At 70.3% G+C, this 24057-nt stretch carries 19 protein-coding genes and 3 pseudogenes; 15 read left to right on the plus strand and 7 right to left on the minus strand.

Annotation, left to right across the window (positions count from 1 at the left end; genetic code table 11):
* Positions 1 to 97: 97 nt before the first annotated feature.
* A pseudogene (locus IF78_RS0140185) lies at positions 98 to 280 on the plus strand (transposase); the annotation flags it as partial.
* A 136-nt stretch (positions 281 to 416) separates the two neighbouring features.
* A complete protein-coding gene (locus IF78_RS0140190) occupies positions 417 to 2129 on the plus strand; it encodes an IlvD/Edd family dehydratase (protein ID WP_031487522.1) in 1713 nt (570 codons plus the stop codon).
* 10 nt (positions 2130 to 2139) lie between these two features.
* On the opposite strand, the gene IF78_RS0140195 is transcribed toward IF78_RS0140190, so the two are convergent.
* Entirely contained in the window at positions 2140 to 2979 is an 840-nt protein-coding gene (locus tag IF78_RS0140195) for a class I SAM-dependent methyltransferase (protein ID WP_031487523.1), read from the minus strand.
* Positions 2980 to 3545: 566 nt separating this feature from the next.
* Positions 3546 to 4235, minus strand: coding sequence for a hypothetical protein (locus tag IF78_RS0140200; protein WP_031487524.1), 690 nt, complete (start codon positions 4233 to 4235; stop codon positions 3546 to 3548).
* A 121-nt stretch (positions 4236 to 4356) separates the two neighbouring features.
* On the opposite strand from IF78_RS0140200, the gene IF78_RS0140205 reads away from it, so the two are divergent.
* Entirely contained in the window at positions 4357 to 4806 is a 450-nt protein-coding gene (locus tag IF78_RS0140205) for an Lrp/AsnC family transcriptional regulator (protein ID WP_031487525.1), read from the plus strand.
* A 1-nt stretch (position 4807) separates the two neighbouring features.
* Here IF78_RS0140205 and IF78_RS0140210 read toward each other — a convergent pair whose 3' ends face one another.
* Entirely contained in the window at positions 4808 to 5683 is an 876-nt protein-coding gene (locus IF78_RS0140210) for an alpha/beta fold hydrolase (RefSeq protein WP_199921462.1), read from the minus strand.
* Between the two features lie 195 nt (positions 5684 to 5878).
* On the opposite strand from IF78_RS0140210, the gene IF78_RS0140215 reads away from it, so the two are divergent.
* The 3 genes from IF78_RS0140215 (at position 5879) to IF78_RS47115 (ending at position 8720) form a co-directional block, all read left to right on the plus strand.
* Positions 5879 to 7381: a HEAT repeat domain-containing protein gene (locus IF78_RS0140215; RefSeq protein WP_158751658.1), complete on the plus strand. Its 1503-nt coding sequence runs from the start codon at positions 5879 to 5881 to the stop codon at positions 7379 to 7381.
* Positions 7382 to 7571: 190 nt separating this feature from the next.
* Entirely contained in the window at positions 7572 to 7820 is a 249-nt protein-coding gene (locus IF78_RS0140220; RefSeq protein ID WP_158751660.1) for a hypothetical protein, read from the plus strand.
* 72 nt (positions 7821 to 7892) lie between these two features.
* Entirely contained in the window at positions 7893 to 8720 is an 828-nt protein-coding gene (locus IF78_RS47115) for a PP2C family protein-serine/threonine phosphatase (protein WP_078662784.1), read from the plus strand.
* Here the strand turns inward: IF78_RS47115 and IF78_RS48740 are convergent.
* Positions 8635 to 9216, minus strand: a complete 582-nt coding sequence (locus tag IF78_RS48740; RefSeq protein ID WP_031487530.1) for a hypothetical protein — start codon at positions 9214 to 9216, stop codon at positions 8635 to 8637. The two genes, IF78_RS47115 and IF78_RS48740, sit on opposite strands and share 86 nt — an antisense overlap.
* A gap of 226 nt (positions 9217 to 9442) precedes the next feature.
* Between IF78_RS48740 and IF78_RS0140235 the strand changes: the two genes are divergently transcribed.
* Positions 9443 to 9745: a hypothetical protein gene (locus IF78_RS0140235; protein WP_158751662.1), complete on the plus strand. Its 303-nt coding sequence runs from the start codon at positions 9443 to 9445 to the stop codon at positions 9743 to 9745.
* A gap of 330 nt (positions 9746 to 10075) precedes the next feature.
* On the opposite strand, the pseudogene IF78_RS47120 reads toward IF78_RS0140235, so the two are convergent.
* Together IF78_RS47120 and IF78_RS0140245 are read right to left on the minus strand one after the other, a co-directional pair.
* A pseudogene (locus tag IF78_RS47120) lies at positions 10076 to 10621 on the minus strand (NADPH-dependent FMN reductase); the annotation flags it as partial.
* An 86-nt stretch (positions 10622 to 10707) separates the two neighbouring features.
* Positions 10708 to 11196: a pirin-like C-terminal cupin domain-containing protein gene (locus tag IF78_RS0140245; protein WP_158751664.1), complete on the minus strand. Its 489-nt coding sequence runs from the start codon at positions 11194 to 11196 to the stop codon at positions 10708 to 10710.
* A gap of 210 nt (positions 11197 to 11406) precedes the next feature.
* Here IF78_RS0140245 and IF78_RS0140255 point away from each other — a divergent pair, with 210 nt between their 5' ends.
* The 5 genes and pseudogenes from IF78_RS0140255 to IF78_RS0140275 all read left to right on the plus strand — a co-directional run bounded on the left by IF78_RS0140255 (position 11407) and on the right by IF78_RS0140275 (position 17637).
* Positions 11407 to 12642, plus strand: coding sequence for a PP2C family protein-serine/threonine phosphatase (locus tag IF78_RS0140255; RefSeq protein ID WP_031487533.1), 1236 nt, complete (start codon positions 11407 to 11409; stop codon positions 12640 to 12642).
* A gap of 474 nt (positions 12643 to 13116) precedes the next feature.
* A pseudogene (locus IF78_RS0140260) lies at positions 13117 to 13755 on the plus strand (hypothetical protein); the annotation flags it as partial.
* 256 nt (positions 13756 to 14011) lie between these two features.
* Entirely contained in the window at positions 14012 to 14467 is a 456-nt protein-coding gene (locus tag IF78_RS0140265) for a hypothetical protein (protein ID WP_031487535.1), read from the plus strand.
* A gap of 747 nt (positions 14468 to 15214) precedes the next feature.
* A complete protein-coding gene (locus tag IF78_RS0140270; RefSeq protein WP_031487536.1) occupies positions 15215 to 16339 on the plus strand; it encodes a PLP-dependent cysteine synthase family protein in 1125 nt (374 codons plus the stop codon).
* Complete coding sequence (locus tag IF78_RS0140275; protein ID WP_037642508.1) at positions 16339 to 17637, plus strand: MFS transporter; 1299 nt, start codon at positions 16339 to 16341, stop codon at positions 17635 to 17637. Before IF78_RS0140270 ends, IF78_RS0140275 begins: the two co-directional genes overlap by 1 nt.
* A gap of 370 nt (positions 17638 to 18007) precedes the next feature.
* Here IF78_RS0140275 and IF78_RS0140280 read toward each other — a convergent pair whose 3' ends face one another.
* Positions 18008 to 18907, minus strand: coding sequence for an alpha/beta fold hydrolase (locus IF78_RS0140280; protein WP_031487538.1), 900 nt, complete (start codon positions 18905 to 18907; stop codon positions 18008 to 18010).
* Positions 18908 to 19383: 476 nt separating this feature from the next.
* Here IF78_RS0140280 and IF78_RS0140285 point away from each other — a divergent pair, with 476 nt between their 5' ends.
* The 3 genes from IF78_RS0140285 (at position 19384) to IF78_RS0140295 (ending at position 23677) form a co-directional block, all read left to right on the plus strand.
* A complete protein-coding gene (locus IF78_RS0140285) occupies positions 19384 to 20343 on the plus strand; it encodes a hypothetical protein (RefSeq protein ID WP_158751666.1) in 960 nt (319 codons plus the stop codon).
* Positions 20344 to 20702: 359 nt separating this feature from the next.
* Positions 20703 to 21125, plus strand: a complete 423-nt coding sequence (locus IF78_RS50115; protein ID WP_234439974.1) for an NADPH-dependent F420 reductase — start codon at positions 20703 to 20705, stop codon at positions 21123 to 21125.
* The gene (locus tag IF78_RS0140295; RefSeq protein ID WP_234439975.1) at positions 21104 to 23677 is read left to right on the plus strand and encodes an alpha-L-rhamnosidase; all 2574 of its coding nucleotides are present in this window, start codon (positions 21104 to 21106) and stop codon (positions 23675 to 23677) included. Before IF78_RS50115 ends, IF78_RS0140295 begins: the two co-directional genes overlap by 22 nt.
* Positions 23678 to 24057 lie beyond the last annotated feature (380 nt).

Consider the following 24057-nt stretch of genomic DNA (forward strand, 5'->3'; position numbering starts at 1 on the left):
GATCACTCTATCGCTTGGTTCATGTCACCCCGATGGAATCCGAACCCTGATGTACGCACAGGCCGCCACGTCGTCTACAACCTGCACGTCCACTTGGCTCGTCAACTCCCTCAAGGGCGTCTCCGCCCGACTCCTGCGCAAGGATTACGACGCCCACGTCCGCCGCTACCTGTGGGGCGGACACTTCTGGTCCGGCTCCTACTTCGCCGGGAGCTGCGGCGGGGCGACCCTGACCGTCGTACAGCAGTACATCGAGCGGCAGCAGCGCCCCGTGAGCTGAGGTTGATACCGCGGACCCGTGCCCACAGCGCGGGGCAGAGCAGTTCTGAGACGGCCTTCACCTCCGGCGTAAACGCCGGAGCACTGGCCAAGATCAAAGGTAGACCACCGTCACCGGCTGCTGGAAGAGGTCCAGGGTGAGGCTGCGCAGCGCACAGTGGTACGAGGGACAGGACCGGAACGCCTACATCCACCGGGCGTGGATGCGCCGAGGACTGCCGTCGGACGCCTTCACCAGCCGGCCTCAGATCGCCATCGCCAACACCGCCTCGGACCTGACCCCGTGCAACGCCCATCTCGACGAGGTCGCCGCCTCGGTGCGCGACGGCGTGCACGAGGCGGGCGGTATCCCGCTGGACCTGCCCGTGGTGTCGCTCGGCGAGACACAGGTACGGCCCACCGCCATGCTGTGGCGCAACATGGCCGCGATGGCCACCGAGGAGATGCTGCGGGCCAACCCCGTCGACGGCGTCGTCCTGTTGGGCGGCTGCGACAAGACGATCCCCTCGCTGCTGATGGCCGCCGCGTCGGTGGACCTGCCCGCCGTGGTCGTGCCCGGCGGTCCGATGCTCACCGGGACCTTCCGGGGCAGGCCACTGGGCTGCGGCACCGATGTGTGGCGGCTGTCGGAGGAGGTCCGCGCGGGCACGCTCTCGCAGGAGCGGTTCACCCGCTCCGAGTCGGCGATGATCCGCAGCCGCGGCCACTGCAACACCATGGGGACCGCCTCCACGATGGCCCTGGTCGCCGAGGCGCTGGGCACGGTCGTCCCCGGTGTGGCGGGCACCCCCGCGCCCGACAGCCGACTGCTGGAGGCGGCGCACGGCACCGGCCGCCTGGCGGTGGACATGGTCGCCGCCGATCGCCGGCCGGGCTCCTTCCTCACCAAGGCGTCCTTCCACAACGCGATCGTCGCGCTGGCCGCCATCGGCGGTTCCACCAACGCCGTCGTCCACCTCCTGGCCATCGCGGGCCGCCTGGGCATCGACCTCACCCTCGACGACTTCGACCGCATCGGCTCCCGCGTTCCGGTCCTGGTGGATCTCCAGCCGGCCGGCCGCTTCCTCATGGAGGACCTCCACCGCGCCGGAGGCCTCCTCGCCGTCCTGGGCGAGGTCCGCGACCTGCTCGACCCCGACGCCCTGACCGTGACCGGCAAGCCGCTGGTAGAGGCCCTCGACGGCGCCGAGATCTGGGACGGGGACGTCATCCGCACCCGCGCCGAACCCCTGGTCGCCGAGGGCGGCATCGCCGTCCTGCGCGGCAACCTCGCACCTGACGGCGCGCTCATCAAACCGGCCGCGGCCTCACCGGATCTGCTGCGTCACCGCGGCCGGGCCGTCGTCTTCGACTCCATCGAGGACTTCCATGCCCGGATCGATGACCCCGCACTCGACGTCGACGCCGACTGTGTCCTCGTCCTGCGCGGCTGCGGCCCCAAGGGCTACCCGGGCATGCCCGAGGTCTCCAACATGCCCCTGCCGAAGAAGCTGCTCGAACAGGGCGTTCGCGACATGGTCCGCGTCTGCGACGGCCGGATGAGCGGTACGGCGTACGGCACCGTCGTCCTGCACGTGGCACCGGAGGCCGCGGCCGGCGGCCCCTTGGCGCTCGTGCGGACAGGGGATTTCATCACCCTGGACGTCGAGGCCCGCCGCATCGATGTCGACACCCCCGCCGAGGAACTTGCCCGCAGACAGCCCAACGAGGCCACGCTCACCGGCTTCGCCAACCCCCGGCGCGGCTGGGAACGCCTCTACGTCGACCACGTCCGCCAGGCCGACACCGGCGCCGACCTCGACTTCCTGGTGGGCTCCAGCGGTTCGGAAGTGAGCCGCGAATCGCACTGACCGACTCCTGTCACCGTCGGTGCGACACCCCCAGCTCGATCAGATACCGCTTGGTCACCCGGCCGCCGTACCGCCCGTCGAGCAGCCCCGCCACGCACTCGAACAACCCGTTCCTGGCGGCCTCCGGAAGAGCCCGGTGGCCGGAGTACGTCCGCAACAGGTCGAGATACTCCGAGGTGGTATACGTGAGGTCGTGCTCGTAGCGGCGGAACACCGTCGGGCCGAACCGGCCGCTGCGCGTCACCTCCGCCACATGGTCCGACGCGTCGACGTCGGCGGCCGCCGGGGGCCGCAGCCCGGGCGGCGTGTCCGGGTCGAACCGTTCGTAACACCGCTGGACCTCGACGAAGAACTCCTCGGTGCCGCCCCACACATGCTGGGTGCGCACCACGGCGAGCGCCCCACCCGCACGCAGCGCGTCGGCTGCCTTGACGATCCGCACGGCCGGGTCGATCCAGTGGAACGCCGTCGCCGAGACGAGTGCGTCGAACGGCTCCTCGGGCAGTGGCCAGCTCTCGAACTCCGCCGTCACCACCTCCACCGCCGGGGCCCCGGCCAGGTTGCGCCGGGCGACCGCGGCCATGCGGGGTCCCGCCTCGACGGCCGTGATCCGACAGCCCCGCCCCGCCAGCGGCACCGTCGCCTGACCGGTCCCGCAGCCCACCTCGAGGACCCGGCTGCCGGGACCGACACCCGCGAGCTCCTCGAGGTCGTCGTACAGCTCCGGCGGATATCCGGGCCGGGCCCGGTCGTACAACTCCGCGTCCTCGTCGAAGATCCGGCTCAGGCGCGCCCGCCGGGACTCCTCGGGCCTGTCGTCGCGTGCTGCCTGCGTACTGTTCTCGGGCATGCGGAGCAGGCTAGCGACGCCGGGCAGGCTCGGCATCGCCGTCCGCCGAACCAGGCCGACTCGGCTGTGGGGTGGGGGCGCGCTGCTGTTGGCGGCGTCGACGATGTGGCGTTCGTTGTTCCGGGCCGGGGGCCCGGGTGCCGCGCGTGGATGTGGCGGTGCTGGGCGGCCGCCGCCCTATTGTGCGCCGCGGCCTGGGTACGGGCCGGAGCCCGCACCGGCCATGGGAGCGAAGCACGCCCCAGCGGCACCGTCGGTTCACAGGCCGGCTCCGTGGGGCCGCCGGCCCCGCCGGCGCGGCTTCCGGTCCGGCCCTTGAAACGGACGCGAAGCCTCCTGATCGTCCTGGTCTGCTTGTTCGCTCCGGCCACCTACCCTCGACCTGGCCGCGCGCCCCGACGGCGACGGACGCTGTGTGCCCTGTCCCTGGCCGCGATCGCCATGCCTGCGTACACGTGCTCAGCCGCTGGGGACGAGCCGCCGACCGCACGCACGGCTGGGAGACGACGGTACGGCGCGACCCCGCACTGCGACCCTGAACCACGAGTCTCCTCCGCGCGCCCCGGCTACTGAGGTCCGGCAGCGGCAAAGGCCGCATGGAGCACCAGCAGGAAGACGACAGTGCCCGGTGCGGCGGTCAGGGCGGCGCGCATCATCGCCGCGGCGGCGTCCGCGCCGGTCGAACGGTGGGTCGAGGGCGCCATCACGGCCGGCAGCACCGGGAGCGCGGCGAGGATGCCGCCCGTGAAGGAGCCGAGCGCGTCCGAGGAGTGCACAGCGAGCAGGACCGTCGTGGCCGACACCGCCATCCGCAGCGGTATCTCCCAACTCCGGGCGTGGCCGGGCACCGGGTCCGTGTCGGCCGGTGCGGGCCAGGTCCGCAGACCCACGCACGTGACGGCCAGGACCAGGGCCCCCGTGAGCCAGACGTTCGCGCACGCCGCCGCGACCAGACCGGCTCCGGCCGCGCTGGCCAGGGCAGCCGTCAGTGCCCGCGCCGGACGCAGGGCCGGCGCGAGCCGCCCATAGGCGAGGCAGAAGGAAACGACGGCCAGTTGAGCCGCGACGTTGCCCTGCGCGGCACGCGCGGCCGCCCCGCTCCCGCCGTCCAGCCACATGAGCGCCAGAAACGGTCCAGACGTCGTCGGAGCGCCCAGCAGGAGTCCGCCCAGACGCGGGCCCGAACGCCTGGCGACGACGGAGACGATAAGGATGAGGGAGGGGGCCAGGGCGGTCCGCAGAAGCAGGAGTTCCATACCTGCGACCCTGACACCGACCATGCCGATTTTGGCTCGGACTTCTCGGCACTGAGGCCTAATTCGTCGCGGAAATCTCGGTCATCCCCGCATCCGGCCGAGTATTTGTAGCATGGCCGCCATGGACCGCATCGATCGGCAGATCCTCACGCTCCTCCTCGCCGACGGCCGGGCGACCTACCAGGAGTTGGGTCGCCAGGTCCGGCTGTCGGCCAACACCGTCGCCGACCGCGTACGCCGGCTCCAGGCGTCGGGAATCGTCCGCGGATACCGGGCCGAGCTGAACCTCGAGGCGTTCGGGCGCGGCCTTGAGCTGCTCAGCGACGTCCGCCTGCGCGAGGGCGTGGACCGCAGGGCGTTCGAGGCGCAGCTGCACCAAGTGCCGCAGGTCGTCGGAGCGATGCGGCTGACCGGGGACTACGACTACCAGCTGCGCATGGCCTGCACCGACGCCCGGGAGTTCGAAACGGTGATCGACCGGCTCAAGGCCGATCACGGAGTACGGGAACTACGCAGCCGACTGCTGCTGCACGAGGTGCCGCTGGGCCCGGACCGCGTTCTGGACCCCTGACTCACCCCTGCGCGCCGGCCTTCTCCAGAAGCGAAGTGAGGACCGGCTCGGCATGCGTCCACAGAAGGGCTCCGCCGATCCCCGAGACGATACGGCGATCAGCACCGGGCATACGCGTGGCGAGCAGCGCACCGTTGTCGGGGGAGTGGCTGACGTCACGTTCGCCGTACCAGATGTCGACCGGGACCGCGATCCTGTCGAGGGCGAACGGCCACCGCCCCATGGCCAGAACCGTGTCGCGGGCGTAGCCGGCACCGCCTTGCCCGAACCCCTCGGCCAGGGCCCGCCGGTAAAGGGAGCCGAACTCGGGATCCTGATACACGGCTAGGTCACAGCCGGGGCTCCCGGCCATGACCATGTCCCACATCGCATCCGCGGTGTAGCCCGCGAAGAACGCCTCGGCGCCGCCAGGATCGCAAGCGGTCCGCTCGACCAGGCGACGCAGATCCGCCGGCAGAAGAGAAGCGAACTCCGGCGCCGCCATCTCGTCCGCGCCGGAGACGACAGCCAGTGCCGAGGCGAGGCCCGCGTCCGCGCAGGCGAGTGCGAACGGCGCGCCTTGCGAGTTCCCGACCACGGCCGGGCGCCCCAGCCCTCGCATCGCACACAGTTCACGCATGTCCCCGGCGAAGTCGGAGAACGTGCGGCCGGGTGCGGGCGTCGAGACTCCCAGTCCCGGGCGATCCACGGAGACGAGACGAACGCCGAGCGCCTCGACGACCCCCGCGCCGAAGCCGAGCCACCGGCTCGTGGCCGCACCCGGACACAACACAACGGGCACCCCGTCCGACGGCCCCCACTCGGCCCAACCCAGCAACCGTCCATCAGACATACGACTCTGACCCAGCCGGGCAGGCTTGTCGGCGTACACAGTCATGATCGACATCATGGTCACCGACAAGGCTGCCTCGCACCCGGATTTCTCGGGCCGGAAAGCCACCCGCGCAATGGGACGGTTGGCCCCACCGCCGGTTGGCCCCTTCGCCCGCGGAATCCGGCCAACGGACGGCTCATCTGCCTGGCAGCAGCACAACCTCCGCCCGGCTCGCTGGTCTGACTCGTCGGGGTGTTCATGGGATCGGACCAACAGATCGCCTTCTTCCGGCGGGAGTTGAAGGACGGCGACACCTGGCGGCGCGCGGCCGCCGCGAAGGGGCTGGGCAGGGTCGGACGTGACGAGCACGCGTGGCTGCTCGCCGGATCGGCGGACGACCGCGCGCCCGAAGTACGGGAGGCCGTGGCGCTGGGGCTCGGCCGGCTCGGAGTCGCCGAGGCGGGCCGTACGGTGCTGCCCGCCCTGATGCGGGACGACGACCCGTGGGTACGGCGCCGGGCGTCGCGCGCCGCGATCCGCCTCGGGCTCGACGGCCCGCCATTCGCGGACGCCTTCTCACGCCTGCTCCGCGATCCCGACCACCACCTGCGGATCAACGCCCTGGACGGCCTGGAAGCCCTCGGCGCGCCGGGCGACGTGACCGGGCTCGTGGCGCTCCTGGGCGACCCCGAAAGGGCCGTATGGGGACGCGCCCGAAGCCTGGTGTACCGCTTCCGGGACGACCCGGCCGTCAGTGCCGAGGTGGTCCGTACGGCCGAGCAGGGCGACGGGGAGACTCGGGTGCGGGCTCTCGAACTGCTGCCCCGGCACTGGACCGACCGCCTCCTCGACTCCCTGCTCACGGGGCTCCACGACCAATCCGCCGAGGTCCGGATCGCGGTTGCGGGTCGGCTGGCCGACGTGGCGGACGCACGGACGTCGGCCGCCTTGGCGACCGCCCTGGAGACCGAGCGGGACGCGCACGTCGCGGCCTCCTTCCTGCGCCGGCTGGCCGAACGGGGCGAGGAACAGGTGACCGACCCCGCGACGCGCTGGCTCGACGACGCGGTCGCGGGCCCGTCGGCGGCTTACGCGCTGGGAGTTGTGGGGACGCGGGCCGCCGCCGGGGTGCTGCGTACGGCTGTGACCGACTCCGCGCTGCCCGGTCGTACGCGTGCCGCCGCCGCGAAGGCCATCGGGCAGGCGGGGCGATGGGACGCCGTCTGGCTGCTGCTCCCACTCCTGGACGACCCCGACGGCGACGTGCGCGCGGGCGCGGTCGACGGCCTGGACAAGCTGGTTGACGACGGACTTCGCCCATGGGAACGCCGTCCCGTGGCCCGGGCGCTGGTGTCCCACCTCGCCGCCGACCCGAACACGACCTGGCAGACGCACAACGCGCTCATCGGCCTCGCGGAGGCACTGCCGGCCCTACGCCGGATCGTGGACCGGACCCCGTCGCCCGACGTCCGCGCCGCCGCACTCTCGCTCCTCGACACGGACAACGCCACCGACGAGCACACCGACCAGGACCTGCCCCGCTTCGTCCACGCCCTCGACGACCCGGACGAGACGGTCCGCCACCACGCCACACAGGGCCTGGCCCACTGGCTGGCCGCCACCGCAAGGCGGCCGCACGACGAGCAACGACTTCGCACCCGGCTCACCGCCATCGCCTCGGAGGCCCCGGGGGAGGGCACCCGCGCGGCGGCCGTGGAGGCACTCCGAGCGTTGGAAGCCTGCCGCCCCTCGCCGCCGTGAGGATGGCCAGGGGCCCGGATATGCCTGGGACCGCGCTCGCTGAACCAGAGGCGGCATCGGGAGGGGGCCGCCGAAGTGCGGCATCGTCGGGCTGCGGTCCGAGCGGGGGAGGCCGACAGTGGGCAGTGGATCGCATGTCCGGACCGGCCGAGACGCCGGTACGGCGTGACGGCCCGAGGGGAACGTGCTCATGCGCGCTGAATCTTCGCCGGCCGCGCGGACGGGAGCCTGCATCGCGGTGGCGGACGCCGCGCCCGCGATCACGGTGATGGTGCCGGAGCGAGCGCCCGAGGCCGCGTACGACGTGTTCCTCCGCCGCGGAGGCGTGATGGTCCTTGCGGCGCCCGTCGTCGTCATGGCCGCATGCCATCGGCTCGTGGCCCTGGGCAGGGTCCCGCCGCTCGGCTCGCGTGCGCCACATGGCGGCCGCCTGCCGTGAAGGGCGCGGCCGAGCGGACGGCGATCCTGCACCGGTCCGTGCGGGTGACCCTCGCCGCGTCCACGGGCTTCTATGCCTTCGTGTACGGGCTCGACGAGCCGGTGCGCGGGCGTCGCGCCGGCCCGGCAGCGGGAGCGGACCCGCCGGCACCTGGTGCGGGCCAACTCGGTGGCGGAGGCGATGCAGTGGACGCTACTGCGTCCCGTGCCGCGCAGGCTCGGCCCGGTGCGAGCCGCCGGGTTCTACGAGGCAGGGGAGGGCGGCACGCTCGTCGGCGGGGATCTGTACGACGTGTGCGAGACGCCCTGCGGGGTACGGGCGATCATCGGCGACGTCCGCGGCAAAGGGCTGGACGGGGTCCAGACGGTCGCGGCGGTACTGGGCAGCTTCCGGGTGTCGGCCCCGCCGGACGGCGGAGAGGTACGGATCGTCGACCGCGGCCACCCCGCACCGCTGGTGATCGGCCCACACGGCGCCCGGCGGCTGCTCACGACGCCGGCACTGCCCTTGGGGCTCGGCGCACTGGCACCGGACGGAGAGGCCACGACGATGCACCCGCTCGCCCCGTCGGAAGTGCTCGTCCTGCACACCGACGGCGTGAGCGAGGCGCGCGACGCGGACCACTGGTCGGCGCGCTCCGACAATGACCACCGGGCCGTACTGGCGCTGTCAGTTGAGGACGTGACACCGCCGCGACAGGCCCCACGGGACCCCGGCTCAGCTGCCCGGGCCCCGCGTCACCGGCAGTCAACGGCGCTGCCTCCGCCGGTAGAGCTCGGCCTGGCCGCTTCCCGCTCCCGGAGGCGACGTGGGATCAGCCTTGATACCAAGCAGGCTCGAAGTCGATGCCCAAGCGCTGGAGGAGACCTTCCCGCTGCTCGGGCGAGGCCAGGACCATGATGTCGTCGTCGAGATCTGGGCCCTCCTGCTCGACGCAACGGAATTCCCGTGGGTCGTCATCGGCCCTGAGCGCTTCGATGGCCACCCTGGCTGCTCCCATGTCGAGGTAGTCGTTCGACTCCTGCTCGACGCCGAAGGAAAGCGGCTTGCCGTTGCATTCGAAATGCATCGTCCCCAGGCCGCAGTCTTCGTCGTCCGGGTTGTCCTTCTCGAAGCGGTAGTTGGCGACGGTGACCTTGCCTCCGGTGAGGGATGCGGCCTCGTTCAGAAGCCATTCGTAGTGTGCGTCGGCGAAGTCGACGTCATCGGAGTGGATGGAGACAGCCACGTCGAAGGATTCGAGGGCACTGGCGATGTCATAGCGTCGCTCGATCAGCTCGGTCGCGTACCTGGCGGCCTCGTCCAGGACCCTTTTGGCCTTCTCTTCGCTGATCATTCCGAGTTCGATGAGAACTTCGGCTATCCGCACGTGGGTTATCGATCGGCTGCGCGTCATGGGGGCCATCCTGTCAGCGGGCCGAACGGGTGTTGAGCGTGGTTCAGTCGTCGGGGCCGATCCACACTTGCGTCTGACGTAGCGTCAGCCAGCAACTCGACGTGGTGGCTGGTGCGGGCAGCGGCATGTGAGCCCCTATTCGGGTGCTTGTATGCACGGCGACGCTTCTCGCAGGTGGGCCGGCGGCATACCTCTGGCGAACACACACCGATCGAAGGAGACGTTCATGCGTGCACCATCCGTGCTGGCCGCCGTCGCTCTCGCCGGGACCGTTCTGCTCGGCGGCGCAGGCCAGGCCCTCGCCGGCGAGGAAGACATGGGTATCGGCGGAAGCGATTTCGGGAGCAGCACGCAGGCCGCGCCCGGGTTCGGCCAGGAAGCCTCAGGCTCGGAGCAGGCCGCGCCCGAGTTCGGCCCGCAGGCCTTTGGCTCGGAGCAGGCCGCGCCCGAGTTCGGCCCGCAGGCCTCTGGCTCAGAGCAGGACGCGTCCGGTTTCGGCCAAGGTGGATCTGTTTTCGATCTCAGCTGACGGCTGGCCTTGCCTCCGTTTCCTGCCTCGCACCGCAATGGTCTCGGTGCGGGGCAGGAATCTTTCCGGTGTGCCGGCCGTGGGCGACCTGCGGGATGCCTTCGCGCAACTGCCAAGGTTCCAGACGGGGTTGTAGGCGTGTGACCACGCGGGGCGACGCCCTGTTCGAGCTCGTGTCGGCGGACGCCGACGCGCTGTTCTGCTCGGACGGGCCGGCGCGGATATTGGTCAACCTGCTCTCGCGCCAGAGCACCGCCGCGGACACCGAGCCTGTGTGTCGGGGCACGGCCCGGTGAGCGTGGTGGTCAGGCGGCCGTCGTGACGGCCGGGGCGCAGGCTCGCGAGAACGGTGCTCCAGGCGACGACCTCGTCGAACAGCGAGTTCAGCTGGGGCAGTTGGTGGCCGCCGGGCTTGAAGACGGAGTAGTGCTCGAAGTCGGTGGCCAGAGTGAGCGAGACCTGCTGGCGGACGTCGGCCAGTCTCAGTTCCCCGGCGATCTGGCGCAGGTGTTCAGCGGCACGGACGCCGCCGACGGCGCCGTACGAGACGAACCCGACGGCCTTGTTGTGCCACTCGGCGTACACATAGTCGAGAGCGTTCCTGAGTCCCCCGGGATGCTGTGGTTGTACTCGGGCGTGACGATGACGTACCCGTCGAACGAAGCGATCTTCTCCGCCGACTTCCGGGTGTGCTCGTTCTGGTACTGGCCCATCGACGCGGGCATCGACTCGTCGAGGTGGGGCAGCGGGTAGTCGCGCAGATCGATGAGTTCGTAGTCGGCGTCGCCGCGCCGCTGTTTCCTGCAACCATTCGGCGACCTGTTCGCCATCGCGGTTGGGGCGGGTGCTGCCGAGGATGATGCCGATCCGGGTCATGGTGAACTCCTGTTCATGAGGTGGTGGCGTGCCGAACGGTGGGTGTCGGCGGGCTGCCGTCCGAGGGAAGGACTCGGCGGGCGCGGTCAGCGGTAGCGCAGCCGCGCCTGGCGCGGGATGGCCCCGAACTTGCCGGTCCGGAGGTCGCGGAAGGCCTGTCGGATCTCGGCCTGCGTGTTCATGACCATGGGTCCGCCCAGGGCGACGGGCTGCCGGATGGGCGGGCCGCTGAAGGTCATGACCACGCTCGGGGTGTCGCCGTCGGCGGTACGCAGACCGATGACGGACAGATCCGGGTCCGGTACGGGATCCGACCACGCGGTCTGTCCGGCGGTGACGGCACGTCCGGCGAAGTTCACGGCGCCGGAGAGCATGGTGAAGAGGGCCCGGTGCCGGCCGGGAAGGACTTGGTCGAGGCTGCGCCCGGGCGCCAGAGTGATCACCGAACCGGAGATCGGCGGCCAGATGCCAGTGGTGAGCGCCCGGTGCCGGCTCATCGTCCACTGGGAAACGGTCGAGCACCACACCGTCCCGTTCCGCGGCTGCGAGGACTTCGCCCGGTGGCGGGCGCTCACCGGCCCTCACTTCGCCGCTCCGCCGCGGGTCTCCGTTTCACAGGGCAGCAGGAGCGTTCGGTGAGAGATCCCGTTTCCGGGGTGTTCGAGACCTCCTGAAGTGTGAGCGCTCCGAAAGGGCCGCCAGTCGTCCGGCGGGCGCGCCTGGCGGACACCTCGTAGGTTGGATGTGAAAACGGTCGCGCCCGTAAAGATCGGCAGGTCACGCGCGTGACGACAGCGGAGATCGAATTCGAGGAGCTGTTCGACGCCGCGCCGAACCCGTACCTGGTGCTGGACGCCGACCTGGTGATCCGCTACGCCAACCGGGCCTACCTCCAGGTCACCGGCAGAACCCGCGATGAGCTGGTTGGGCGGTACGTCTTGGAGGCCTTTCCAGACACGCCCGCCGCACCGGACATGGCGCGTGACTTCTACGCCTCGCTGCAGCGCGTCCTGGCCTCCCGGCAGCCCGATTCGGTGGCTCCCCAGCGATTCGACATTCCCGTTGCTGACCGCCCAGGTGCACTCGAGGAGCGGTGGTGGTCGGGGATGTCCAGCCCCGTCCTGGGACCGGACGGCTCCGTGAAGTGGATCATCGCGCGGGCCGAGGACGTCACCGAGTTCATGCGCACCCCGGGCATGAGTGAGTTCACCCAGCCACTGGGCCCGCAGACGACAGGGATCGCGGCCCAGATGTACGCCCGGTCCCGTGAACTGGAGCAGGTGAACGAGCAGCTGCGCCAGGCCCATGCCCGCGAACGCGAGGTCGTCCTCACCCTGCAGGAGGTCATGCTCCGCTCGCCCGACCTGGCCAGGCACCGGAACATCGCCGTGCGCTACCTCCCGGCCACCGGATCACTCAACGTGTGCGGTGACTGGTACGACGTGGTCGATCTGCCTCCCGACCGCTACTCCATCGCCATCGGGGACGTCGTCGGCCACGGCCTGCAGGCCGCCGCTGTCATGGGCATGCTGCGCAGCGCCCTGAGCGCAGCCATCCGGGCCGTTCCCGGCCCCGCACAGGCCCTGGAGGTACTGGGCCTGTACGCCCGGGCGGTCGACGGCGCACTGGCCACCACCGTGGCCAAGGTGCTCATCGACCCGCGCAGCCGACTGATCATCTACAGCAATGCTGGTCATCCACCGCCCGTGCTGGTCCATCCGGACGGCAGCTGCGAGCTGCTGGACCAGGCAACCGACCCGCCACTGGGCGCCCGACCGGAACATGTCCCCCGCCCTCAGGCCGGCCTGTCCTACACCCAGGGGGACATCCTCGTGCTCTACACCGACGGGCTCATCGAACGCCGTGACGAAGACATCGATGTGGGCCTGGCCCGGCTGACCGACGCCCTCGCCCAGCACAGCACCCGCCCTGTGGAAGATCTCGCCGACGGACTGCTGGCCCACCTGGGCGTCACCGGCGGCAGTCGCGACGACATCGCCCTCGTCGTCGTCCGCCTGTGACTGACTGCGTCAGGACCAGGACTCAGAAACAGCCCCGGGATCCGGCTGGTCAACCATCTCCGAGCAGAGCCGCCAACCATGGTTGAGCACAAGCCCTCCACCTGCAGCTTCGGACAGGCTGGCCACTTGTCGCTCGAGATCACACGCGTCAAGGAATCTGATGTCCTGCGTCAGCGACGGTTGAGCCGTGTTCCGTCAGTAGGGAATCTTGAGCACACCCGCATGCTGACGCCGCGCCACAGCTGCCGGACGACGTGATAGACGGGTGCTGGGTGCGGGGCGCCCGCTTCTCGATCGCCTTTCGTGCGGCGTGAGCTGCGGCTTCGTCCTCGAGAAGGCGACAGACAGTCGCCTGGTGGCGGCATCCAGAACCCAGTCACGGTTGTCAGTCGGCAGCGGTTCCCACACGGCCCCCCGCGCGATCATCGGTCGGCGTGGCCAGGCCCAAGGCGCACGGGCAGGCGATGATCAAGACACGGCAAGGAACTCCACCTGGTCCTTGCCTCGAGCGATCTCACCGTCTACCGCCATCTCCATCCCGCCCGGGCCGCCGACGGCACCTGGTCCACCCCCGTGGAACTTCCCAAGGCCGGCGGCTACCGCGTCTTCGCAGACTTCAAGCCCCAGGGCGGCGAGGCGCTCACCCTCGGCGCGGACCTCGCGGCGTCGGGAGCGTACGAGCCCGCTGAACTGCCCGAGCGCAACACGACGGCCAGGGCCGACGGATACGAGGTGGAACTCGACGGCAACCTGACCCCGGGCAAGGCCAGTGACCTGACGCTGACCGTGACAAGGGACGGCAAGCCGGCCCGGGACCTTCAGCCCTGCCTGGGCGCCTACGGCCACCTGGTGGCCCTGCGCTCCGGTGACCTCGCCTACCTGCACGTCCACCCCAACGGCGAGCCCGGAGACGGCAAGACCCAGCCCGGCCCCGAGGTCTCCTTCTCGGCGACGGCGCCCAGCGCCGGCGCGAACCGCCCGTTCCTGGACTTCCAGCATGAGGGCAAGGTCCGTACGGCAGCCTTCACGGTGCATGCGGGCGGAGTGGTGGACGAGGCCGAGCAGCCCTCGCAGGCAGAGCCTGCCGAGGAAGAGGTCGGGCACGCACACTGAGGCGCGAGGCCCGCACCGGGCTCCGGTGCGGGCCTCGCCCGAATCGGCGGCCAGTTCACGTCGATGTAGGCGGTGAGGTGGGTGGTGGCCGACAGGCTCCCGTCGCCGTCGTTGTGACGGCGACCGTGCGTGAAGACGCTCCTTCTGGAGGCCGCCGAGGCACACTCGCCGCAGCAAACAAGCCATTGCCTGACGAGTTAACCCAGCGTTCGGCACTCGTGGTCGATCACTGCCAACGAGCCGCTAGGATCACGGCATGGTTACGGCTTGGTCGCTCTGGCGCATCGTCAGGACCCGCTCGGATGCGGGTCCGCTGCTGCGCGTCCTGACCTTGGCCGTGCTCCTGTCCGGCTTCCTCGTGACGCACGGCATCCACGTGGAGAGTGTCCAGGGACACCTCTCCACCAGCGCAACCACCCCCGCCCTTCAGGTCGATGGCGTTCACCGCGCAGCCGACGAGCCTGCGCGGCTGTTGGCCACCGACTCCGAGGATCATCATGGCGGCCACGCGACGCCACACCCTGGCGAGCACTGCGCGTCCGGACAGCCTCAGCAGGGTTCTGCCCTGGTGTCGCCCTGCTTTGCAGCGTCGGTTCGCGAATCGAGCAGTTCCTACGACGCCTCAACCGTGCGCGGGCCGACCGTCGGTAGGCCCATGGACGGCGCGTCTCCCGTGGCTCTGAGAGCAGCCTCCGTGGTGCAGCAGGTCTAGGAGTACGGACTCCCCCTACTGACCTGCCGACTGTCACCGGTTCGGCTGGTATCGCGCGACGAGCGTCCTGTTCCGTGTTCATGATGGGTCGTCACGTTCGTCGAAGCCGTCCTGCCCCACCCATGTCTGCGCCTCACTCCGTCCTTGCCGGAGACGTGGCAGCAGCACGGAGGATCTGTGCCGACACATTCCCGTACGCACGCGCACGCCCCATGGGTCCCATGCGGCGCACCCTCATGGCGCCGACTGGTCTCGGCGATCCGCGGCGCCTTCGTGATGGCGCTCATTCTGTGCGCCGTCCTGCATGGCGCGTCTGAGGAGACGCACGCGTCGGTGTCCGCCACGGCCGGATCCTCGGCGACGGCTGGAGGCGAGGACCCTCATGGCCCCCACGCTCCCCACGGGGCCGAGGACTGTGCGGCGGACGTGATCGTGCGTACCGCGGCTCAGTCGAGTGAGGACCCTCCCCTCGGCGCGCTGGCCGTCGGCGTACTCCTTGCCGTGTCCCTGTCGCTGGGACGACCCCTCGTACGGCATGAACGCCGTAGACGTCGCAGCACGCGCCCTGGCCGCGCGGCGCTCGTCGTCACGTCGCGGTGGCGGATCTAGACCACTCGCTCGCAGCCGACCGACTTCGCGGCTGCCGCGTGCCCATTGGCCTGAGCGGACTCTTGGTCTGCCTTATGGCCATGGCGCGCGAGATGAACCCGCATCCGGTATTCATCGAGCGAGAGTGAACACATAGACATGCAGTCATTGACCAAGGCCGCGGTCGACCCTGGCCGGTCCGCCCTGTCCGGCCTGGTGGGCAACACCCCACTGCTGCGGGTGTCGGAGCCGCTGGCTCCTGCCGGACGTGGCTTCTGGGCGAAGCTTGAAGGGTTCAACCCCGGTGGTATCAAGGACCGTCCGGCGCTGCACATGGTGGAGCGGGCCCGGGCGCGCGGCGACCTGCGGCCCGGCGGACGGATCATCGAGTCCACCAGCGGCACCCTGGGTCTGGGGCTGGCCCTGGCCGGGATGGTGTACGGCCACCCGGTCACCCTGGTCACCGATCCGGGCCTGGAGTTGTCCATGACCCGGCTGCTGACGGCGTACGGCGCCCAGGTCAACGTCGTCTCCGAGCCGCATCCCACGGGCGGCTGGCAGCAGGCCCGACGCGAACGGGTGCAGCGGCTGCTGGAGCAGCACCCGGACTCCTGGTGCCCGGACCAGTACAACAATCCCGACAACGTCGCCGCCTACACGCCGCTGGCCCTCGAACTCGCTTCCGAGTTGGGCCACATCGACGTGCTGGTGTGCAGCGTCGGCACCGGCGGCCACTCCGCGGGCGTCTCCCGGGTCCTGCGCCAGCTCTACCCGGAGCTGACCGTCGTCGGCGTGGACACGACCGGTTCGACGATCTTCGGCCAGCAGGCCAGGCCGCGCCTGATGCGCGGCCTCGGTTCCAGCATCTATCCCCGCAACGTCGCCTACGAGAACTTCTCCGAGGTGCACTGGGTCGCCCCGCAAGAGGCGGTGTGGACCTGCCGCCAACTGGCCGCCTCCCACTACGCCACCGGCGGGTGGAGTGTCGGCGCGGTCGCGATGGTGGCCGGCTGGCTGGCCCGGACCATGTCGGCGGACGCACGGATCGTGGCGATCTTCCCCGACGGTCCGCAGCGTTACCTGGGGACGGTCTACGACGACGACTACTGCGCCGCCCACGGCCTGCTGGACTCCCCACCGGCTCCAGAACCGGAGCTGATCGGCCGCCTGGACGAGAAGGAGGTCACACGCTGGACCAGGTGCACCACCGTGATCGATCCCCTCACCCTGCAAGGAGCTGAGGACGCACCTGTCGAGTCCGGGTCCTCGGAGGAGGGCCAGTGATGGGGCTGCTTACCCAGGTCCGGTCGTACGAACGCAGCGTCCAGCTGTTGATGGTGAACCAGTTCACCATCAACCTCGGCTTCTACATGCTGATGCCCTATCTGGCCGCCCACCTGTCCGGCACGCTCGGGCTGGCCGGCTGGATCGTCGGACTCGTCCTCGGCGTACGCAACTTCAGCCAGCAGGGCATGTTCCTGGTAGGCGGCACGCTCGCCGACCGACTCGGCTACAAGCCGATGATCGTCGCCGGATGTGTGCTGCGCACCCTCGGCTTCGCGACGCTCGGGCTCGTCGACTCACTTCCCGCACTGATCGCCGCCTCCGCCGCCACCGGGCTGGCCGGGGCGCTGTTCAACCCGGCCGTACGGGCTTACCTCGCGGCCGACTCGGGGGAGCGCAGGGTTGAGGCGTTCGCCCTCTTCAACGTGTTCTACCAAGCCGGCATCCTGCTGGGCCCCCTTGTCGGAATGGTTCTGACCGGGGTCGACTTCCGCGTGACCTGCCTGGTGGCGGCCGGGATCTTCGCGCTGCTGAGCGCCGTACAGATCCGCGCGCTGCCCGCCCGGCGGGCCGAGGACGACAAGCGGCAGGAGGGCCACAGTGGTCAGGGCGTCCTCGCCCAGTGGCGCGGCATCCTCGCCAATCGGCCGTTCGTACTGTTCTCCGTCGCCATGATCGGCTCGTACGTCCTGTCCTTCCAGGTCTATCTGGCGCTGCCACTGGAGGTGCGCCGACTAGGCGGCGACGGGGAGTTCGGTACGGCGGCGGTCGCGGTGCTCTTCGCCGTGTCCGGGCTGAGCACGATCCTCGGCCAGACGCGGGTGACGGCATGGTGCAAGGCGCGGTACGAGCCCGGGCAGGCGCTCGTGCGCGGGCTGGCGGCCATGGGCCTGGCCTTCGTGCCCCTGCTGCTGGCCACCGCCGTACCCGTACCGGAGTCCCGGATCGGGCTGTGGCTGCTCGCGGCGGTGGCGCCGACGCTCGCCGCGTTGCTGCTGGCTGTCGGCACGATGATCGCCTACCCGTTCGAGATGGACACCATCGTCCGGCTCTGCGGTGGCCGCCTCGTCGCCACCCATTACGGGCTGTACAACACGATCTGCGGCATCGGCATCACCGTCGGGAACCTCGGCACAGGCGCCGCGCTCGACGCCGCCCGTGCGGCCGGGATGCCCGCGCTGCCGTGGATCACGCTGTGCGCGCTGGGCCTGGCGTGCGCGGCCGCTCTGTACGGTCTGCACCGCACCGGCCGACTGGCGGCGCAGCCCGCTGCCGAGCCGCTCGCCGCGACCGCCTGACCCTCCGGTCCGGCCCTCCGGCCCACCGGCCCAGGGGCGGGTCACCGCACGGTGCCCCGCCCCTGCTGGGCCTGCCTGTTTCCAGGAGCTTTCGATGCCCGCCCCTGTCGTTCCCCTTCTCAAGCCGACCCCGTTGCAACTCCGGCCCTTCCGGGCAGTGCGCTACGACGCGGACCGTGTCGGCGACCCGTCCGAACTCCTCGCCCCGCCCTACGACGACTTGGACCCAGTCCGGTTCCGCGCGCTCCGACACCACCCGCATCACGTGACCCGCCTGCTGTACGCGGACGCGCCGCAGGGCGCCGCCCGCACGTGCGCTGCTGCCACCACCTGTGATGGCGCCACGGGGGTCGGCTTCCGGCATGCCCGGTCAGAGCAGGAAGTTCAGCAGTGCCTTCGTCGGGTCCTCCGGAACCTCTTCGGCCAGGAAGTGACCGGAGCCGGGGATGACCACTCCGGTGACGTCGGTGGCGACCTTGCGCATGTCCTCCGCCGGGGCGGTGCCGGTGCTGTACTCCCCGCCGATCGCCAGGACCGGGATGGTCAGCGGCCCCTCTTTATGCCAGCGCTGGAACTGCTCGGCGGTCTCGCCGAGTCGGCGGTAGACCTCGAAGCTGGCGTGCCGGGCGGCGGGGTCGCGCAGCACGTCGACGTAGAGGTCCACGGCGTGCTGCGGGATGGCATCGGGCCGGGCGGCCTTGGAGGTGAACTGGTGGCCGAAGTAGATCTCCTCGCGGCCGGCCACCATGCGGTCGTTGATGTCGGCCAGGCTGTTGAAGGCGAAGTGCCACGGGAACTCGTTGGTGACCGGGTCCGACATCAGCGGCGGGGACGGGGAGAAGCCGGGCAGGATCGCCTCGCCGACGACGAGGCGGGTGACACGGTCGCGGTGCTTGGCGGCGAGAGCGTGGCCGACGAGCAGGCCGTAGTCGTAGCCGGCGACGGCGAAGCGGTCGTGGCCGAGGCCGGTCATCAGGGCGGCCATGTCGTCGGCGGCGGTGGCACCGTCGTAGCCGGTGGCGGGCTTGTCGCTGGCGCCGGTGCCGCGGACGTCGGCGGCGACGACGGTGAAGTGCTCGGCCAGGGCGGGCATGACCAGGCGCCAGTTGTACCAGAACTGCGGCCAGGCGGGCAGGAGCAGCAGCGCCGGCCCGCTGCCGCCGACGATGGCGTGCAGAGTCAGGCCCTCGCTGGTGGTGACGGTGTGGCTGGTGAACGTGTCGGTGAACCCGGTGGGCAGGTTCGGCACGTCGTTGACGGTGAACAGCATGGTGGGGCCTCCTCGTGACGCGATTGCGCCTGGGCATGGGGTGCCTGCGGACAGGAACGTCACGTCGAAACGGATGATGTATCCATTTGAATGTAGTATAAGTGGATGGTCTATCCGGTTATGCTGTGGGTGTGATCACGGCACCGGTGCGCAAGGACGCCGCCCGTAACTGGCGGCGCATGGTCGACGTGACTCGCGGGCTGAGCCAGCCGCCGGCCTTCGAGGCCTGCTCCTCCTCCTGGCGCTCGCGTTCGGCCTGTTCTGCCTGCCGCTCCGCCTCGAGCTCCCGGGTCTTGCAGTCGTCGCACAGGTGCGGGCACGGGTCAATGCCCCGTTCGCCAGGCCATCGCCCTGAGCCGCGGATCCTTGGCCGGGGTGATCGGAGCCGAGAGCTCGGGAAAACGGGGCAAAAAGGGATGGAAATGGCTATGCATCCTGTATTGGACTATTCGTGATAGATACGACCTGTGTCACACATGGAGAATCCGAACACTGCGGCTTCGCGTACGGAGCCCTCCCCGGAACGCTCGTTGTTGGCGTCGGTCGTCACCGATCCCGAGCACCTCCCCGAACTCCTCGCCGACTTCGCCGTTCGCCGCATCGGTCCGGCCGTGCCCGAAGCAATCTCCTCGCTTCGGCGGAACCACCCCGGCGCCACCGAGGCGGAGCTCCGGGCCCGGGTGGTGGCTCGCGGGCGACGGGCGGTCGTATCGGAGGGATCCATCGTGGGTGGCCCGTTCCTCGTGCTCATTCCCGTCGCGTTCTGCGCGGCGCTGCTCCGCCAGGCACGTACGGTCCTGGAGCTGGCGGCCCTCGACGGCCGCGACCCCACGGCGAGCGCCCGCGCCGCCGAACTCCTGGTCGTGCAGGGCGTGTACAAGGACACCCGGCAGGCGCAGCACGCGCTCGCCCGGATCGAACCTGCTGCCCGCGCACCCGCCCGCCGCCGCAGCCGATGGGCGGCCCTGTGGGACGTCACCCTGCGTATGGCCCGCCTCTTGGGCCTGCTCACACCAGGCGACGAGAGGCAGGACGCAGGCGGGCGCGTACGCCGGGTCGCCGTCCAGTCCTGGCGGTGGCTGCTCCTCGGCCTGGTCTTCCTGGTCGGACTGGTCGCCCCCCTCGTCTGGCTCCCGTACATGGCGATGTCCTACCAACGTGCCGACGCCCGTCTGGCAGACCGTGTCCTCGTCTACTACTTCGCCGACACCACACCCACCCCGCGCCACAAGACCGCCCGCCTCGAACCGGAAGCAGTGGCGGCCGCACTCCGCGCACTCCTCTCTCTCCTCGTGCCGATCGCCCTGGCCGTCGGGACCTTCCTCGCGGGCCTGCGCATCGCCGACAGCAGCTGGCCGGTCCTCGGCATCGCCCTGGCCCTTGCGTCCGCCGCGGTCGGCGCGCTCTGGTACCGGCGCCGCCACAGGCCCCTTTGACCGTGAGGCGAATCCCTGCTGACGTCCCCGCTCTCCCCACGACCGTACGGTCCATCCGCGCCCCTTCCGCTGCGCCGACCTGAAACCCGAGTCGTCGTCAGAGCCAGCCGGCGAGAGTGACCAGCCCGCGGTGTACCAGTGGCTCAACGAAGGGATTGGGTTGGAGAGAAGGCCGTAGTCCATCTCCGCCGATGTCCATGCGCCATGGCGTACGTCGGTGGTCGAGGAGCCGAATGTCGGCGACCGAGTCGACGACCGAGGCGCCTTACGTCCGATGCGACCAAGAGCCTGTCGGCATTGATCGAGGAGATGAGCGAGGACAGGCCATCTGCCTGATCTGACCGGATGACCGGAAGCCGGTGGCTGCGCGGTGGGAAACGATCAACCTCTACGCGGGAAACGATCTCTGTGGCTCACGGCTAGGCGCTGACCAGGTCCTCGACCCGGGCAGGACCACCACCCGCGAACTCGTCCAGGACCACCTGTCCGGCGCGAAGCTCGTCAAGGCGTTCAACAACATCAGCGACCATCACATCCTCACCCTCGCCCGCCCCGCAGGCGCAGCTGACCGCACCGCCCTGCCCATCGCCGGCGAGGACCCCCAAGCCAAGACCAGTGCCGCCGACCTGATCAGCCGGCTGGGTTTCGACACCGTCGACGTCGGCCCTACGACCGAAAGCTGGCGCTTCGAGCCGCGCGGCACGGGGCGAAGATCCTCAAGGCCCGCCTGTACCTGTCGGGGGTCGGCCTCCACCACGCCATGCTCAACGGCAATGCCGTGACCGACGAGGCGCTCGCGCCCGGCAACTCCAACTACCAGCTCTCCACGGAGTACCGCGCCCATGACGTGACGCACCTGATCCGCCCCGGCGCCAATACTCTGGGCGTCGAACTGGGCCACGGAACAGCACTCGTCACGCGCTCGGTCACCAACCCGGCGACCGGTCGCACGGCCCCGTACAGCTGGTGGCAGAGCCAGTTCAAGGGCAGCGGAACACTGGCCGCACCGACCGCCGCCGGGGACGCCGCCGTCAAGGTGAGCGACGTGACCGACTATCACATCGGCGGCACGATCAACATCGACACGGGCGACGGCGGTGAGCGGCTGGAGTCCCGTACGATCACCGCGATCGGCACCGAGGGCCCGGACGGTACGGGCATCAGCTTCGAGCCGCCCCTGAGCGCAGCCCACGCGGCGGGCGCCGAGGTCACGGGATCCGGCAACTCCCTCGCCAGCACGGATCCGAGCGCCGGCGCCGCCGTGACGCCCCGGATGATCGCACGGCTGGAGACCACGACAGCGGACGGCTCCACCGAGACGATCGTCAGCGACCGGACCTGGCGGGCGGCGCTCGGCGCGACGACGACCGCCAACTGGTACTCGGGATCCGACTACGACTCCCGCCGCGAGCAGCCCGGATGGACCGCCCCCGGCGCCGACCTCGGCGCGACGGCGAAGCGCCGCGACGGCTCGCCCGTCGGGTGGATCCACGCCGGTGTCGCCCCGCCCCCCAACCTGACGACGGATCTCGTCTGGCGGGCGGGTGAGCCAGTGAAGGTCATGGACCGGATCCGCCCTGTCGGCGTGACACAACCCCGGCCTGGTGTGTGGGCGTTCGACTTCGGTCAGGCCTTCGCGGGCTGGCCGCAGCTCAGCGTCGACGGCAGCGTGCCGGCCGGTACGACGATCAAGATGCTCCCGGCCGAATCCCTGGCCGCCGACGGCACGGTCGACCAGGCGTCCATCATGGGCGGCGGCGGACGCCGGGGCACCGACATCTTCGCCGCGTACACCACCCACGGCGACCCCGACGGCGAGCGGTGGCACCCCCGCTTCCACTACTTCGGCATGCAGTGGGTCCAGGCGACCGGCCTGCCGGAGGACTACCGGCCCACGCCAGACACGATCACAGGTCTGCAGTTGTACGCGGACACCCCGGTGGCCGGCCACGTCCGGACCTCCGACGACCGGATCAACCGCATCCACCGCATGGCCCGCTACTCGATCATGAGCAACACGATGTCGACGTTCACCGACTGCCCCGGCCGGGAGAAGCTCGCCTACCCCGCCGACTACCTGCAGCCCTTCGGCTCCCTGCACCGGAACTTCAGCTACGCCGCATACCTGCGCACGATGCAACGCCACCTGGCGGAGGGCCAGTCCAAGGCCGGCGACAACATCGGCAACGTCGCGCTCAAGACGCCGGTGTACGACTGGGGCTACCTCGGCCGGTTCGGCGACGAGATCAACTGGGGCAACGGAATCGTCCTGGTGCCGTGGTTCCCCCACGAGACCTACGGCGACACCCAGACGATGGGCCGGTACTACCCCCACATGCAGGCGTTCCTGCAGTACATCCGGACCAGGAAGACGGGCACGGGTGCCGACGCGCACATCGTCGACGCCGCACTGGCGGACTGGATCGCGGCCGAACCCACCTCGGGCCGCATCACCGGCACCTGGGGGTATCACCAGGTCGCCGACCGGATGGCGAGGATGGCCGCCCTGCTGGGACGAGACACGGACGCACGCGAGTACCGCGACCTCGCGGCCGCCATCAAGGAGGCGTTCAACACCGCGTTCTACAACTCCGCCCTCGGCCGCTACACCAGCCAGGGCAACGCGGGCACCACCGGCGCGACCCAGGCCGCCCAGGCCCTCGCGCTCGACGAGGGGCTGGTCCCCGAAGGGGAGCGCGAGCGGGTCCTCGACGCCCTGGTCGAACTGATCCACGGCTTCCAGCCGTTCGGCGGCGGACCCCACCTCAGCGGCGGCACCATAGGACTCGCCCCGACTGTGCGCGCGCTGACTGCTGCTGGCCGCGACGATGTGTTGTGGGCCGTGCTCCAGGAAGACACCCAGCCCAGCTACGGCTTCTTCATGGCACCGACCACGGCGAACCCCGGCGGCCTGACGACCATTCCCGAGCACTGGGGCATCGACGCCTCGAAGAACCACATGATCCTGTTGCAGATCGAGGAATGGTTCCACAGCGGCCTGGCCGGCATCCGGCAGGCCCCCGGCTCCATCGGCCACCGCCACCTGGTGATCGATCCACGCGCCGTCGGCGATCTCACCCAAGCCGAAGGGAGCTACCAGACCCCCTACGGCAAGGCAGCAACGGAATGGACCCTCAACAAGGGCACCTTCCGGCTCACGGTCGAGATTCCCCCGAACACCACTGCCGAGGTACGCGTGCCCACGGGTGACCGCACCGTGCACGCGACCCCCGAGGGGGCGCAGTTCCAGGGTACCGACGGCGACCGGGCCGTCTACCGCGTTCCATCGGGGACGTATGTCTTCACCGCGCGCAACGTACGCCCCGTGTCATAGCCGCCACGCACGCCGACGACGAGCGTGACCCCTGACAAATGACCGATCCTCTGGGTGCGGATTCCACCCGGCCAACGCTTCGGATGGCGTATCCGGTCTTCTACACGCGGGCGGAGCCAGAGCTCGTACCGGATCCTCGTGGCGAGTTCACCGCTCAAGCCGCCGGCGGTCGCGCGGACGTCTGGGACAGCCGAGCCAGCCATGCTCCCCAGTGCTGAGCTCGGCAGCGGCGGTACCCGAGGACTATCCGGGCTGTTCGCGGCCGCAGCCCCTGGTGTCGACCGCCGTCGAGGTGGTGGTGACGGCGTTCAGCCGGAGCCCACGGTGAACTCGTGCCAGTGGATTCCAACGGTGGATATCCGGTAGCCCCTTGCCGTTGC

This window comes from Streptomyces bicolor, from assembly GCF_000719285.1.
GTDB classification, from domain to species: Bacteria; Actinomycetota; Actinomycetes; order Streptomycetales; family Streptomycetaceae; genus Streptomyces; species Streptomyces bicolor.